7 protein-coding genes and 2 pseudogenes are annotated in these 16,888 nt (G+C 36.6%); 3 read left to right on the forward strand and 6 right to left on the reverse strand.

Annotation, left to right across the window (positions count from 1 at the left end):
• Positions 1 to 1,401: 1,401 nt before the first annotated feature.
• Both F6K40_RS09055 and F6K40_RS09060 read right to left on the reverse strand, forming a co-directional pair.
• Positions 1,402 to 7,443, reverse strand: a complete 6,042-nt coding sequence (locus tag F6K40_RS09055; protein WP_293134394.1) for a phytase — start codon at positions 7,441 to 7,443, stop codon at positions 1,402 to 1,404.
• 1,026 nt (positions 7,444 to 8,469) lie between these two features.
• Positions 8,470 to 9,105: pseudogene (locus F6K40_RS09060) on the reverse strand (IS1 family transposase).
• A 455-nt stretch (positions 9,106 to 9,560) separates the two neighbouring features.
• On the opposite strand from F6K40_RS09060, the gene F6K40_RS09065 reads away from it, so the two are divergent.
• On the forward strand, positions 9,561 to 10,304 hold the full coding sequence (locus tag F6K40_RS09065; RefSeq protein ID WP_293134397.1) for an isochorismatase family protein: 744 nt from the start codon (positions 9,561 to 9,563) through the stop codon (positions 10,302 to 10,304).
• Between the two features lie 150 nt (positions 10,305 to 10,454).
• On the opposite strand, the gene F6K40_RS09070 is transcribed toward F6K40_RS09065, so the two are convergent.
• From F6K40_RS09070 to F6K40_RS09080, 3 genes are all read right to left on the reverse strand, one after another.
• Positions 10,455 to 11,399 carry a hypothetical protein gene (locus F6K40_RS09070; protein WP_293134400.1) on the reverse strand — a complete coding sequence of 315 codons (945 nt, stop codon included), beginning with the start codon at positions 11,397 to 11,399 and terminating at the stop codon, positions 10,455 to 10,457.
• Positions 11,400 to 11,791: 392 nt separating this feature from the next.
• On the reverse strand, positions 11,792 to 12,001 hold the full coding sequence (locus F6K40_RS09075; protein WP_293134403.1) for a hypothetical protein: 210 nt from the start codon (positions 11,999 to 12,001) through the stop codon (positions 11,792 to 11,794).
• 1,050 nt (positions 12,002 to 13,051) lie between these two features.
• A complete protein-coding gene (locus tag F6K40_RS09080) occupies positions 13,052 to 13,498 on the reverse strand; it encodes a sensor histidine kinase (RefSeq protein WP_365670769.1) in 447 nt (148 codons plus the stop codon).
• A 144-nt stretch (positions 13,499 to 13,642) separates the two neighbouring features.
• On the opposite strand from F6K40_RS09080, the gene F6K40_RS09085 reads away from it, so the two are divergent.
• On the forward strand, positions 13,643 to 14,713 hold the full coding sequence (locus F6K40_RS09085; protein WP_293134406.1) for an RNA-guided endonuclease InsQ/TnpB family protein: 1,071 nt from the start codon (positions 13,643 to 13,645) through the stop codon (positions 14,711 to 14,713).
• Positions 14,714 to 15,541: 828 nt separating this feature from the next.
• Here F6K40_RS09085 and nadA read toward each other — a convergent pair.
• On the reverse strand, positions 15,542 to 16,513 hold the full coding sequence (gene nadA, locus F6K40_RS09090; protein ID WP_293134415.1) for a quinolinate synthase NadA: 972 nt from the start codon (positions 16,511 to 16,513) through the stop codon (positions 15,542 to 15,544).
• A 172-nt stretch (positions 16,514 to 16,685) separates the two neighbouring features.
• Between nadA and F6K40_RS41335 the strand changes: the two are divergent.
• Positions 16,686 to 16,888: pseudogene (locus tag F6K40_RS41335) on the forward strand (Swarming motility protein ybiA); the annotation flags it as partial.

A 16,888-nucleotide genomic window follows, 5' to 3' on the forward strand; every position in this document is an offset into this window, starting at 1 on the left:
GTTCAATATTTCATTAATCAAAATTGAGGCAAGCGCTCCCTACCCGATCTAAAATCTAATAACTCAGACGTCTGAGTTTCAGTTAAATATTTCATCAATCAAAATTTCCGCAGGCGCTCCCTACCCGATCTAAAATCTAATAACTCAGACGTTGGAGTTTCAGTTAAATATTTCATCAATCAAAATTTCCGCAGGCGCTCCCTACCCGATCTAAAATCTAATAACTCAGACGTTGGAGTTTCAGTTAAATATTTCATCAATCAAAATTTCCGCAGGCGCTCCCTACCGGATCTAAAATCTAATAACTCAGACGTTGGAGTTTTAGTTAAATATTTCATCAATCAAAATTTCCGCAGGCGCTCCCTACCGGATCTAAAATCTAATAACTCAGACGTTGGAGTTTTAGTTAAATATTCCATCAATCAAAATTGAGCCAGGCGATCGCTACCTTTCTCAAAAAACTAAAACGTTTGAGTTTAATATTCCATTGCTCAAAATTTAGAGAGGCGATCGCTACCTTTCTCAAAAAACTAAGACGTTTGAGTTTAATATTCCATTGCTCAAAATTTAGAGAGGCGCTCCCTACCCGATCTAAAATCTAATAACTAAGACGTTTGAGTTTTAGTTAAATATTCCATCAATCAAAATTGAGCCAGGCGATCGCTAAGTTATCTAAAATCTAATAACTAAGACGTTGGAGTTTTAGTTAAATATTTCATCCATCAAAATTCAGGCAGGCGAGCGCTAAGTTATCTAAAATCTAATAACTAAGACGTTGGAGTTTTAGTTAAATATTTCATCCATCAAAATTTCAGCAGGCGAGCGCTACTTTATCTAAAATCTAATAACTAAGACGTTGGAGTTTTAGTTAAATATTTCATCCATCAAAATTTAGCCAGGCGAGCGCTACTTTATCTAAAATCTAATAACTAAGACGTTTGAGTTTCAGTTAAATATTCCATCCATCAAAATTCAGGCAGGCGAGCGCTAAGTTATCTAAAATCTAATAACTAAGACGCTTGAGTTTCAGTTAAATATTCCATCCATCAAAATTCAGGCAGGCGAGCGCTAAGTGATTTATCTAAAAAAACTAAGAGGTTTGAGTTAAATATTCCATTAATCAATAAAGTCAAGTAGGGTGCGTTTCACTGCGTGACATGTTTGCGGAGCATTCCGTCAGGAAAAATGAAATGTAACGCACCGCCTATCTATTTCAAAATCTATCCGTATATCCGTGGCATAATCCGTGTGTGCTGACCTCTAAAACCTCAACCGACAAAGCTCAAATGGTGCGTGACGATTCCTGAATCCATTTCATAGTCTGAATTTAAGCCGTAAATACGCACCCTACTAAACTTCCAAATTCTTCCCCCCTTTCAAAGGGGGGTAGGGGGGGATATTTTACTCTGTAATAACAAAGTCATCAACTCCAAGCAATACCTGATTACTCAAAGTTGCAAACTGACGACCATCACCAAAACCATTACCACTACCATTAGAATTGTAGAATAACTGACCGCTTTCTGTATTGTAGACAATTAGAGCGTCAGAAATTGCAGCATCAATATTACTGGTGACAGTGGCAAATTCTATGACATTGTTAATCGCTGTAAATGTAGTTCGATCCAAAACAATTTGATCTTGACCAACAACAAAATCAGTAATTTCGTCAACGCCATCATTAAAACCAAATTCTTGATTTGTAGCAAAGATGAAATTATCGATACCTGCTCCACCAGTGAGGATGTCATTTCCGAGACCGCCATTAAGACGATCGCTTCCCGGACCACCATTCAGACGATCGCTTCCCGTACCACCATTTAGTTCATCGTCGTCATTTTGACCAAAGAGGAAGTCATTACCCCCACCACCATCTAAAGTATCATCACCATTTTCCCCAAAGAGCAGGTCATTACCTTCATCCCCAACGATATTGTCATTACCACTATTACCTTCTAAGGTATCGGCACCCTCGAAGCCAAAAATATTATCGTTACCAGTACCACCTATAATATTATCTGCTTCGGAACCACCTTCGAGAGACCGATCTTCGTCAATAGGTAGAGCAATATCGTCAATAAGGATGACATCCATTTGGTTCTGGGGATCAACAATATAGTTCTCTGTTTCCACCAACTGAAAGGTTGTAATTTCATCACCTTCAGGATCGTCATCAGGAATAGTCGTCCAAGTAACAGTCGCGGTACTTTCCCCAGGGTTAATTGTAATCGCAGAACGGGCGAGTTCACCCCCAACTGGATCGAGAGATTCTAGGTTGGAAGCATTGCTTAATTGAGGAGTAGATTCGATATCTCCAAAAGCATTATCAGAATCTGTTTCTGACCAAACCACCCGTAAACCTTCTGGTGGAGCAATTTTATTGAGATTGAAAGTTAAGGTGTATTGGTCTTGGTTCTCGCTAACAATTTCGGGTTCAATGTCAATGCTGACTGTTGGTAAACTGATGATGGGATTAACTACAAATGCACTGACTACCTGTGGTTCCCGGTTAATAATTGCTTCTGGGTTGGTTAATAATTCTTCCTCTGTGTAGGGTTGTATACCATAAGTAACAACGCGCAACTGTTGGGTATTAGGATCGATTTCAAATTCTGTCCAACCAAAGGTCTGAGTTGCAATGTAGTCACCTTGAATTAGAGTGGCATCAATTTGACCGTCTGCTATGGCTAAATTATCGTTCAGACCAACAGGATCGTAACCAAGGGGGGATATTTGTGAATTGATAAGTTGTTTGAGAAAATCATCTCTGTCATCAACTTCACTGTCACCGTCGCTTGTAATTGGCAAACTGTTGTACAAAGCTAGTTGTTCAGGACTTAAAGCGTCTAATGCAGCAGCAGTTTCAATCACACTAGGACCGAATGGAGGGTCAAATGCAACGGAACCAGTAGTTATTTCAAAAGCATTGGTAGCAATTTGTTCTCCACCAAAACCTTCTTGATAAGTTAGGTTGTTAACGACGGTACCGTGAATATCTGCTGCCACGAATACGACGTTATCAATATTATTATCATTGATAAATTTGAGGATTTCTGTCCGTTCAGCGGCGTAACCTTCAAAGCGATCGCTTGCTGCTGCGGTTCCTAAATTTTGAATTGGTTCGGGCACCATGACAAATTTCCAGGTAATGGCATTATTCTGTGCTTGAAGTAGGTCATTTTTCAGGTCTTCTACTTGCACTTCTCCTAACATTGTGCGGTTAGGATCGAAAGAAGCTGCCAGGAATGCTCCTATTTCTTCTGCGGTTGCTCCTGCTGCTGGTAATTCTTGGTCTCGGAAGGAACGAGCATCTAATACTATGTTGGCAGCATCATTGCCATAAGTATTAAAACGATATAATTTTCGTTCGTTTGTGGTGCGCTCTTCTCCTGTATTTCCATAAAATTCATCTCGCAAAGGATTGAATTCTTGGAATGCCTGCAAACCGTTTTCATAGAGTTGAGTATCGTTAATTAACCCTGTTGTTTCAGGGAAGCGAGCATCGGAACTTGCCGGGGCACCACCGGAGAAGTCGTTGGTAACTTCATGGTCATCTATCGTCGCCAAAATTGATGTGTTAGCTCGGAGGTCTGCCCAAGTATTTTCGCCGAAGCGATCGCCATATACTTCCTGATGTTTAGCTTGAAATTCTGCTAAAGTTTCTGCTTGTGGTTTTGGTACTGCTGGCGAAGGAATATCGGCATAGACTGTATCCCCATGTAGAACGAAGAAGTCTAAGTCTGCTTCATCAGCATTGGCAATGGCAGGATAGGGAGCAAGTTCGCCTCGCCAGTCTCCGGAGACTCCAAATTTTAACCCATTTTGAGTTCCTAATTGTGCTGCTGTTTCAAATTCTCCTATTTCTGTGGAACCTGCTGGATCGCTGACTCGATAATAATATTCCGTACCAGGATTTAAGTCTGTGATTTCGACTTTAGTTGGAACATTTGTCTGGTTGGCAGTAACTGTGCGAATAATGTTACTAAAGTCGGGATTTGTAGCAATTTCAAATGTTATTTGTCCGGGGGAATTACTATTTGCCCATAACACTGTTGAAGTTTGGGTAGTATCGCCACTAGCAATGCCATTAATTAAACTGTTTGAAATTTGCCGAGGATTATAACTAAAACGGTCAATTTCTAGAGGTTCTTCAAAAGCATTAGCAACATTTTCCCAAGGTATAAATTTAAAGTTGGTATTGAAGTTTTGAATTTCTCCATCTTCTGGATCTTGTTGAATTACTTCTGGTTCATTTGAACCGTCTTGAACTACTAATAAACCATTAGGAAAATTCTCACCTAAAGGCACATTAATTACATCAGCACCATCAGATTCTTCCGCACCATCAATATTGGCAAAATCTCCTATAGAGAAGTTACCAATAAATTCATTATCTCCTTCCCGTTCATAAACAGCAAAAGTATTATCTCCCTGACTAGAAGCTAATAAATAACCATTACCATTATCAGCATAATAAATAGTTAAACCTTCTACATCTGCCTGTATATTTTCACCAACTTCATCAACTAAAATTCCTTCGGTACTACCATCAACTGCTGCATCAAATTTCCAAATTCCGAAGTTTTCTTGACCAACATAAAGAACTCCTAATTCTTGGTCTACAACCATTCCTTCTACTTGTGCATCTTCCAGTTCTTGACCTTCTGGAATTGGTACAGTTAGAAGACGTATTCCAAATGCAGTTACTGTTCCATTAGCATTGGGTAGTAACTCTATCTGAGCAATTTGATTACTATCTGCTTGACTAACAAAAGCATAAGTTTGTCCGGTATTAGGATTAGTATAAGTTGCCAATCCATAAGCAGTTTGTTCCCCATCATCTATACCAAAAATTGAGGTTGCAGGGTTGCTTAGACTACCATCAGTAATATTAATAAGTTGACGAGTTTGAGGGTCAATATTCCAAATTGCTAAAGTATCATTTGCTCGGTCAGTTGCTACTGCTAAATCAACTGTTTGATTTCCGATTTGGAAGTCATAAACAATATCTACATTGTTGTAGCGAACATCTCCTGGAGTTGTCGGAGAAATTGTTTGTAAAAGTTGACCGTTTAGATCGTAAACTGCTAAACCAGCATCTTTTAATGTGCTAATAACTAAACTTTGGTCGGGGTTATTTGGATCTACATAAATTGCCGGATCGTCTGCATCAGCACCAGTTTCAGTCCTGATTAAATTTGGCGTTTCATTAGTAGGATTAACAACAGGAATACTATCAATATCTAGGGAGAAACCTAAAAATTGAGTTGTTTGAGAATCGTTAAAATTATTATCACTAACTACCACTAAAGATTGAGACCCATCTGGTAAAACCGGTCCGAATGTCATACCTTCATCATTATCTAATCTAATGCCTAATTCGGCAAAATCTAGTAATAGTCGTTTTTCGGCTACAGCATCAACATCAAATAACTCTAGATTCGGATCGTTAGGATTAATTAAACTGTTAACTCCTTGAATATTTGTTGTATTTTGTAATTGCACTTCATAGAGACGAATATTATTACCAACTCCTGAAGCAAAAGACCTTTCTAAAGCTAGTAAAGTATCGCTATTATCTAAGGCAAGTAATTCTACTAAACCATTATCAGCAAAACCATCTGCTGGTACTGGAGCATCAGGAATAGAGTCAACAAAATAGAGAAATTCTTTGACAGGTTGCCCTGTTGCTAAATCATATTTAATAATCCGAGAAGTACCCTCATTTTCCAGAGTAGAAATTTCACCATCTTGCACTAAAGAATTTTCAGTTGCCGTGTAGAGAAAACGTTCGTTAGGACTAATTGTTAAACTCTCAAAAGCCAGATTATTTCTGATACCTTTAGGAATATTTTGATCTGGTAAAAATTTATCTGGAATTGGTAACTGATTTAATTGTTGTCCTGCCAGAGAAAACTCATTCACAAATGGAGCAATACCATCATTAACATTGCCTTCTGAAGAGATAAATAAATTTTCACCATTAAAAACAATTCCTTCTGGATCGATAGTATTTTGACCAAACAATACTCCATTCTCACTTAAGAAAGTCAAATTTGTAAATGCAACATCTCCATCATCAAGATTACCGTCACTCAAATCAATATCAACAGTATAAAAACGGGCAGCATTATTTTCACTCCGATCGTCAGAAATAGAGTAATAAATTCCTGAATCTTTATCATAACTAATACCAGAAAGACCGCCTACTTGTGTACCTGCAAAATTAAATCCAGTTGGAAATTCTACATCACCAATAAATTCAATATTAGTTACAGTTTTACGACTTTCATCAGTAATATCTGCCCAAACTAAACGATGGTCTGAACTAGGAAAAGGAAAGTCTCCTACTAATGGAAATAAAGGGTCATTTTGTGTCGGCCAAAAAACAGCAGTATTAACTATTTCTTGATCTATTGAAGGCAAAACATAATCAACTCGTAAATTTCCAGAACTACCAGGTGCATCATTAAAATCTGCTGTATCAAAAGCAGGATTTCCTAACTGATTTGCACTTTCTCCACCTTGACGATTTGTAGCCTCAACCCCCCCTGCACTACCAGGAGTTATTGAAGTATTTACCAGAGGATTTTCTAATAATTGATTAATCGCATTATTGAAACTATCTCCATCAACCGGATCGGCATTTTGGTCTCCCATAATTACAAAAGAATTACCAGGATTTAAACCTCCCACATTTCCAGAATCATCATAAATATAATCTCCCGCTCCGGGAGTAATATAATCTCCCCAAAATCTAATTTCATCGTGATTTCTTCTACCATTTCTATCTTCATCCCCATCAAAAACTGGAGGAGTAGGATGACTAGCTAAAACATGAATTATTTCCCCATTAACTTCTATAGGAACATCCCAATGACTTTTAGAAGAAAGACGAAATAAATCTAATTCTGCTTGAGAATAGAAATCATTAGGTTCAGGTGTATCGAAATTATCTGGCAATAATGCTCCTGGCATATCTCGCCACAGAAAATTTTGGAAAGTTCTAATTCCCTCTTCCACAATGGGATATTTTGAATATAAAACCATTCCAAATTGACCAGGAAAATTACCAAAACCAAGGGCATCATTTCCATAACCATCTGCACCTGGAGTTGTCACTATTTCCCCATTATTATCTAGGTCAAAACCAGAAGCAACTCCTGTATTTGAAGGAGCAAAATATACGAAGGGATATTCTACAGGATCTACTCCATTTTGACTTATTTCTAAATAGTTATCTCGGAATAGATCGGCAGCTATTCCTTGTGCATCAAAGTCAAATTCATTAACTAATAAAACATCAGGATTAACTCTTTGAATAATTTCTGCAACTGTCTGCGCTTGTTCGTTTTCTGTTGTGGAAAGGTCTTGAATTAATTGACCTGCTTCGTCACGGTTAAGAGATGCATTGAAAGTGGCAAAGCGAACTTGATTGGGCATAAATTAGAAATCCTTTAATTAGTTGCAGTTATAACAGTAATAGTATTTTAAAGATTTTAGGTTGAGTTTTGCTTATGTTTAGGTTAAGTTTTGTTTACTGGTACAATTTCATTAATGGATAATGGATAATTAGGGTTTGCTGATTAAATCTAAAAAACTTATACAGTAAGGATTTAAGGCATTTTTAATTAGAGAAAGTACCAGTTTTTTGCTCTCGTGAGCTGCAAAAAGTGAGGGTTTTCAACAGACAACAACAACTCAGTTCCATGGAACGTCCCTATTGTGGTCTACTGTTCAGGAAAACCGCTGTATATTTTATCCTTCCTCCAGAGGCAACTCCACCAAGATTGATAGTAGTAATGAGATTTTATAACTTCCTAGTCAAATAAAAGACCTCTCCGAAAATTAAAAATAGAATCAATTCTTATCCAGAAATTATCAATTACTTCTCACTATTGCCTGTTATATATTGCCTGTTATATATTCCCTGTTCCCTCTTTTCCGGAGAGGTCTAAAGATTATATTTTTATTAAGTTTTAACAAAATTATATTTCCACTTTATAATATAATTATTTGTTTATAACTAAAATAGGAAGTAGAGAGTAGGGAGAAATAAGGTAGGAAATTCGGATTGTAGTAAGATTGATATTCATTAATTGATAATGGATAATTACCTCTGGTTAAAACAGCGAGGGAATTGAAAATAAGGAAATATTCTTTCTTCTCTTGGTCGATTGGATATGGCGAGGAGACCTCGCCATCCCTCGACCGCTTTTTTTTTCCTTAAAAGGGGAGGCTAATAAAGCTGAATAATTAATAATTATTCAGTCAGGAAAAAACTGTTTTAACTACTGACTACTAAAATTTTGGCGTTGCATCATTGCGGGATGATACGCAATTTTTTCATAAGTTTAAAATATTCTAAAATTACAGGCGATCGCTGAATACCTAAAACCCAAATATCACGCGCAAGTTTGCACTTTTAAAGCTTTTCCCTTTTAAGTAATAAATCAATAACTTTATTGATCAAAGCAACATTTCTTGATTATTTAGAATAGCAAAAAGTTTTTCGATGTAATCTTGCTTTTAGGATGTCTCAATCTACTATTTTCACCTTCTACTCTAGTCATGGATATTTTGCTGATAATTTGATCGCCATCTGGAATAAATTTTGGGTAAACTTTATATCCATCTGTTATCCAAAAGTAACAGTTCCAGTGTTTGATATTTTTCCACAATTTTTCAAATGTTTCTGCACTTCTATCTCCTATATTCCACTCTAAAATAGACGAATAATCTTTATCTACTGCTGTCCATACCCAGATTTTATCTTTTTTCCTTCCGATAAATGTTTGTAACTCATCTAATTGCCCAACTAATGGTATTACATATTCATTATTCTTTTCTAATAGCTTTTTTCCTGTCTGCCTTACCCAACGTATAACTGTATTATGATTAACTTTGGTTATTCTCTCAATTGCTCTAAAACCATTGCCATTTACATACATAGTTAAACAATTTTCTTTGACTTCTTGAGAATAACCTACTTGAGAATAAAATTCTACGAATTGACGACCACACTCAAAACAATTGATAATTTTGCTTGCCTCGCCTATGCCCATTTTTTCTAATATTATTTGATGTACATTTAGGACAGTTAATTTTCATCTTTTCTATTTAGCGATATAGCTGCCGCTAGGCTCCACCAACGCTCAGGTAAAATTTTATCTTTCATTATAAATCATCCCGCAATGATGCAACGCCAAAATTTTTACTTGATAGTAAGGAAAAAACTGTTTTAACTACTGACTACTGTACGGGCGATTCGCTCTTCGCCTCTACGACTACTGACTACTAAAAAGGGAGTAGAAAGTAGGGGGAAATAATTAATGATTTATGTACTAGAATAGACTTCTCCAAAAATGAAAAATCAAGTCAATTCTTATCCATAAATTATCAATTACTCCCCCCAGTTAAGTGTTCCCTCTTTGATAAAATAGTAAGGAAAAAAAGTGTTTTAACTACTGACTATTGTAGAGGCGAATGGCCATTCGCCTTTACGACTACTGACTACGAAAATTTGTACTCACTCGTAACTAGATAACTAGAATTTTTTTATGTCTAAAACTTTAACCAAACTGGATTTAACTTTAGCAGAAATTGAAACTGCCTTACCAATCGCTCCACAACCTTATATTATTGCCGATCGCCCCACCGGATTAGTCATTGTGGATGTAGTAAATGGCTTTTGCACCCTTGGTTTTGGTGCCCTTGCACCAGTAGAACCAAACGAACAAATCTCAACAATGGTCTCCGAAAGCGATCGCCTAGCTCAAACTTTTGTAGAGCGAGGTTTGCCAGTAATAGCATTCCTTGATACCCACGAACCAGGAAAACCAGAACCCCCTTATCCAGCTCATTGCGAAAAGGGAACTGGAGAAGAAGAACTCGTGCCAGAACTGCAATGGTTATACAATAACCCCCTAGCAACATTGGTTCCCAAAGATTGCATCAATGGATTTATCGGTTCTATTAACATCCAGACTCAAGATAATGTATTCTTGGACTGGGTAAGCGATCGTCAACTTGAAACTCTGATTGTGGTAGGAATTTGCACTGATATCTGTGTAATGGATTTTGTTCTGACTATGCTCTCAGTTCGCAATCATAATTTAGTGCCAAGTTTAAAAGACGTGGTTGTATACGATCGAGGTTGTGCTACCTATAACCTAACAGCAGAAATGGTTGCCGAGTATGGTTTACCAAAAACTGCTATTCATCCACAGAAAATAGCTCATCACACCGGATTATATACAATGAGTCAACGCGGTGCCATCATTGCTTCTAGCATTGGATTTTAAATTGGTCATAAATTACGCAAACCAAGCAAGAAACCAGGTTTCTTGCTTGATTATTGTCTCTCAAAGCACCAAGCTTTGTTGAAAAACTCGGTTTCTGTGTAAGTCCTATTGGCGTTTTCAGTAAACCCTAAATTAAGTATCGCTTGTCTCCTAAAGATTGTTTTGGTTCAGCCAACTTCTAACTTCTGGATATTGATCGTAAGTTGGGGGAATTTGTCTTAAAATTTTAGCTGCTTCTACTAATTGACCTGATGAAGCCAAAACTTCTATAGCATACTTGTGTTTTAGTCGGCTCAAGGTTTGTTCTCCATCTGCGTCTAAATAACCCCCTTGTTTATCTTTCAATTCTTGAAGTGTGTACATAGGTTTAGTTAAATCTGAGGAATCCTTGCTGTTTTGGAAGCGAATTATACTAGCCCGAGCTTCTGCAATCAGGGTGGGTGGAGTTTGATTAGCTCGAAGGTTTCCAATTTGGGTTTGGGGAACAGATTTTTGCCGGCTAAAGTTCCCAATAACTAGGAGCAGAAGTATCCCTGTAATCAAAACCCCGACAATACCAAAAATAAAAATATTAGGATCTAGAGACTTATTGATTGGGGTATTTCGATAACCTACTTCCTTGAAATTACCTTTACCCGATGGAAGATGCTTTTGGTTTCTATCATTTGGCTTTATAGGTGTTCTCTGTACTGGATGATACTCGCCTTTATGTGGTTCAATTTTTCGGTAATTATTCTTGCCACCTATAGATTTTGGTGGGGATTTCGTAGTGCTAGGAGATATACTTTGCGGAGAAGCTTTTTGTGAAAATCTGATTCTTTGTTGCGCATCCCACACTTCATCAGGCAACCTGTTTTTCGGGCGTCCATTGTGATACCACCAGGCAAGAGCGCCAGCAGGAATAGCGCAAAAATTGGGCAACAAATTTTCAACTTGCTTTTGGTTTATAAGTACCTTTTTCATTTCATCATAAGTAATGAGAACAACCACACAGTTATTATTTTCAATTGCCAAATTAAAAGCACTCGCAAGAATTTTTATGTCTCTCTGATTTACATCAGGTATAGGGATATTCTTGTTATCTTCCGATTGCAAAATCTGGTAACTACGCCATTTTTTTTAAATTCGATAAATTTTTTGGCTTTAACATCACCCTTTCTTGATTTTTCAAACAATTATTCAAAAGTACCACCCGGTACATAGCATTCACCCAGCTCTTGATTATGAATCCAGTCTTGTTCGGGATTGTCTTTTTTTGCAGACAGGAGCGCTGGCGTATCAAATACTAGCAAATGCTTATATTTATTCTGATTACTATTATTGTGCTATGACATATTAACAAAATTATCCAATGAAATAGATTGTACTTAATTGATATTAAATCTCCCCATAAATTCATTTTTTACCTTTTTTTTAAGGGTTTAGCTGTCATTTTTGGAGATGTGTATTTTTGAATAGTTGAGAGTTATTTATCTGCTAGAAATTTGTTAATCAAAAACTACCTTGGTAACTTCCCGAATAAGATTAATTACTGGGTTTGAATTTATCCTAATAACATCTTCGTGAGAGAAAGCTAAAACTTTGATAAGGACCGTAGCTGTAACCAAAAATAGTACGGCTTTTTTGATATAGGAGGATTCATTTGACTTAGATAAAAATGCCATTGTCAACAAAACTGCTACAATGAATAACATCACAACCAATGCTTTTTCCGCATTGATAATCCAAAGAAAAGCAGCGACCAAACAACTAATATCATGTCCGGTTGAATAGTTATAAATAAAAATGGAGGAGTCAGGAGTCAGGAGTCAGGAGTCAGGAGGGAAGAGGAGGGAATTTTAAGCTATAAAGAAGAGAAAGTTTTTTATCACTAATTATCCGGACATGATATAACAAGAAAAGCTATACCCGCTTTGTAGATTTCAATTAAATGGATTGGTATATGAGTAACTTTTTTTTCTCCTTGATAAAATGAATTATTAGGGGAAGGTTTAGGTTGGGAAAAAGGTTTGCTATTTTCTCCAGATTTACTGTATCTTTTTGATTTAGAGGAAAACTTTTGTTGGGTAATAAGTTAATGGCTTACTTTTAGCTTGCTGTATTTTTTTGTATTAGAGGATGGTCTCCCTTTAGTAATAGAGCTATCGAATTTATTATGTCCTTTTGATTTAACATAAAATTTGTCTCTACTACTCCCTCCGAACTTGATATATCCTCCAAGTCCATCGCTTCGATTAGTTTTGTTCCTGCTTTTATCATCGTATGGCCTCTGTTTTTGCGTGTTTTTGGAAGGCTTATGCCTTTTTGATAGTCCCATCTGGCACTAAGTTTTTTTTATTTGCTTACATTATGGCTGCGAAGGAACTAATCCTTACTACCTAAACAGGAAAATCATACCCTAATTCACCAATGCCTAATTTTGCTTTCTTTGTCTATTCTTAGCAGTCTATTCTTAGCATTTTTACCGAAAAATTTTGGTTTAAAGCCTCCCCTTTTAAGGGGATAATAAATAAAAATTTTCCTTTTAGTCAATCCTCTTCTTTTCAAGGAGAGGTAATTATTAATTATTCATTATTAATTATTAATTGTTGAAGGATACATTCTGAAAATTTCATAGCGATCGCCGAATAATTAATAATTGGACAATTTAGGTTTGAAGTCTGGCCTTGGATAGGGGATAAAATTACAAATTTTCCTTTTAGTCAATCTCCTTTTTTTAATAATTATTAATTATTAATTATTAATTATTAATTGCTGAAAGCTTGTTGTTGAATGGGAATTTGTATTGTAAATTCTGTACCTGTTCCTACTGTTGAAGAAAAAGTTAATTTACCACCATGTTTTTCTGTAATAACTTGGTAACTAATTGCCATTCCCATACCTGTTCCTTTACCAACAGGTTTTGTCGTAAAAAAGGGATTAAATACTTGGTTTTGAATTGAAGGTGAAATTCCACAACCATTATCAGCGATCGCAATTTTTACCCATTGATCATCGACTCGTGATGTATGAATCGTGATTTGTCTTGGTTGATTTTCACGCTTACTGCTTTCCAAAGCATCAATAGCATTGGCTAAAATATTCATAAATACTTGATTTAGTTGTCCTGGATAACATTCTATGAGAGGTAGATCGCTGTAATTTTTTACCACCTGAATAGCTAAATTTTGTTGGAGACGATTTTGTAAAATCAATAGGGCTAACTACTGAAGCCAAATAATTGGACAAAGTTGAACAAATATTAAGAAATATTGAAAATCTGCTGATTCGCTGCTATCATACATTAAGATTATTCTCACAATCAAACAAATACTTTTTTTCATGGTGTGCGTGTTCAAATGCAATCAATCAAAACCAAGTTAAAAGTTAACAATTACCAAAAAACAATACTTGCCAAACACGCAGGTGTAGCTCGTCATGCTTATAACTGGGGGTTAGCCACTTGTATAACTGAGTACAAATCAACCAAGAAACGTCCTAGTGCTGTCACTTTGCATAAACGTTTAGTTGCTCAAGTGAAAAGCCAAAATCCTTGGTATTATGAAGTATCAAAGTGTGCCCCTCAACAAGCCTTAAGAGACTTAGAAAGGGCATTTAAAAACTTTTTAAGCATTCCTCAAAGTGGATTTCCCAAATTTAAGAAAAAAGGGAAAAAAGACAGTTTTTATTTGGAAGGCAGTATTCAGATTCTTCAAGGAAATTATATAAAGCTACCCAGAATAGGAATAGTAAAAACTTATGAAATATTACCATCAGTACGAATAAAAAATGTCACAATATCTAAAAGAGCAGGTGATTGGTATATCAGCTTTAAATATGATTTGGAGCCAGAAAATTCAACTCCAAAACAACGAGATGTTATCGGTGTAGATGTGGGCATAAGTGCTCTAGCAACTTGTAGTGATGGAACGGTATTTGCCAGCGTCAAACCATACAAACAAGCTAAAAAACGATTAACTTGTTATCAACGGCGTGTCAAGAAAAAAGAACCTGGTTCCAAAAATCGATCTAAAGCAGTAAAAAAACTAGCAAAAGCTCATAAAAAAGTAGCTGACATCAGGGCTGACACACTTCATAAACTAACAACATGGCTAGCTAAGAACCACAGCACCATAGTAATAGAAGATTTGAATGTAAGTGGAATGCTCAAAAATCATAAACTAGCAAGCGCGATAGCAGACTGTGGCTTTTATGAGTTTAAGCGTCAGCTAACATACAAGTGCGAGTGGTATGGAAGTAAGTTAGTAATAGCTGATAGATTTTACCCTAGCTCTCAGCTATGCTCTCATTGTGGGCATCGACAGAAAATGCCATTACATAAGAGAACTTATGAATGCAGCAACTGCGGATTTACTGCTGACAGAGACTTTAATGCTGCGCTCAATCTAGAAAACTATGTGCATCAGTAGGTGGAGTTTCCGCCGATTTTAAGCCTGTGGAGAAGATAAGTTGCAGACTGCGGTCAGTGGTCTTCAGTGAAACAGGAAGCTAGCTCCAAAACTCAAAATACCATTTTGGGTAAGTTTGGGTAAGTTTAGTAGAACGGAAAGTTCTTGACGTCAATCCTTTTATAAATGAAGATACGTAATGCTTCCTGTTTATATTCATTAGACATCTCCAGAAAAGAGGGAACAGGGAACAGGGAACAGGGAACAGGGAAGAATAATTGATAATTTATGCATAAGAATTGATTTTATTTTTTATTTTTGGAGATGTCTATTAGACATCTCCCGTACTTGTAATTATAAGTAAAAGTTGTTTCATATATCTGGTTATAGATTTTGTCCCATCAACTTAGGAGAGCCAGATCACCTTAAAACTAGCTTGGTAGCTACCTACTCCATCTGATTGCCAATGGTTCAGCACATTTAGCCACATATACTTTACCATCTTTAGACTTGAATACTGCCTTGGTAAATTCGGCACTTCCACCATTGCTTTTTTTCTTACAGCAATGCTTGAGGATGGTGAGGTACAGTTGAAGATTGATCTCTATCTTTGCAGTTCAGACTTCTTATCTTTAACAACCTGGAAGGTTGTGTTACCACTCATGACTAAATGAAATTTTGTACCTCACGCGCCTCGGAAATTGCTGTAATTTCAATCCCGATGGTGAGCGCCAGAGGTACTACTAACTAACAACTGAAATGACGGTGTCAACAGCTTGAGGTGATATCCTTATAAGGGCAAACTTGCATTTTTGCAAATTTTTCAAAGAATCTATGTATGATTTTCACCTAATTAAATGAAAGTTCTAACATCCTTTGAATAGGTTTCAATGCTGCCACTCGTATTTCTTCAGGAATCGTAATTTCTGGTGTCTTATTTTTCATTGCTAGATATAGTTTTTCTAAAGTATTCAACCTCATATGGGGGCATTCATTACAAGCACAATTATTCATTGCTGGTGCTGGAATAAAGTTTTTGTTGGGTTCTCTCTTTTGCATTTGGTGAATAATTCCCGGTTCAGTTACCACAATAAAATCTTTACTTTCGCTTTCCTGACAATATTTTAATAGAGCAGTAGTTGAACCAACATAATTTGCATGACGTAATAATGTTGCTTCGCATTCTGGATGAGCAATGATCTCTACTTCGGGATGTTCTATTTTCAACTGCACAATCTTTTTTTCAGAGAACGTCTCGTGAACAATACAACTGCCTTCCCACAAAATCAAATCCCGTCCAGTTTGTTCCATTACATAACGACCTAGGTTCTTATCTGGGGCAAAAATTATAGGTTGCTCTATTGGTATTTGTTTAACTATTTTGACAGAGTTAGAACTGGTGCAGATAATATCACTCATCGCCTTAATAGCTGCACTACAATTAATATAAGAAACTACTATTGCATCAGGATGAGCTGCCTTAAATTTGCCAAATTCTTCTGGTGGGCAACTATCTGCGAGGGAGCAACCCGCATCTAAATCTGGTAAAAGTACCAGTTTATGAGGATTGATAATTTTCGCAGTTTCCGCCATAAAATGAACTCCCGCAAAAACTATCACATCTGCATCAGTTTCAGCCGCTTTTTGGGAAAGACCAAGAGAGTCACCAATATAGTCGGCAATATCTTGAATATCCGATTCTTGATAATAGTGAGCTAGAATGATAGCATTTAATTCTTGCTTGAGGTCGGCGATCGCTTCAAACAGATCGTCAGGTATGCTATTAAAATTCTGGTTGGTTCTAGTTTGGGTTGCAAACATCATTAATTAAATTTTTCTGTAATTTATTTGTTACTACTTAAGTGGCCTAGTATACAAGTATACTTTAGATAATTTAATTAATTATAGTAGAATTCATCAAAAACTTAAACTTGAGTAAATATTTCTTAAGCATTTAAACAATACCAAAACTCACCATCTTGAAGAAATTAGATTGGCCAAAACCCCTGCAAATGCTGCTAAAATGGGACGAGAACGTAGTCGTCCCCTCCGCCAAGACTGGGAGGAAATTGACATACTCCCGACGCTCCCCTACGGGAGAGCGCGGGATTCTTCAGCCAGAGAAAAACTGACCGCAGTTTTAACAGAAGTGATGTCCTCCTCCTGTGTTGACAACAATCCTATTTTTTGTATTAG

The organism is Okeania sp. SIO3I5 (assembly GCF_010672085.1).
Classification (GTDB): Bacteria; Cyanobacteriota; Cyanobacteriia; order Cyanobacteriales; family Microcoleaceae; genus Trichodesmium.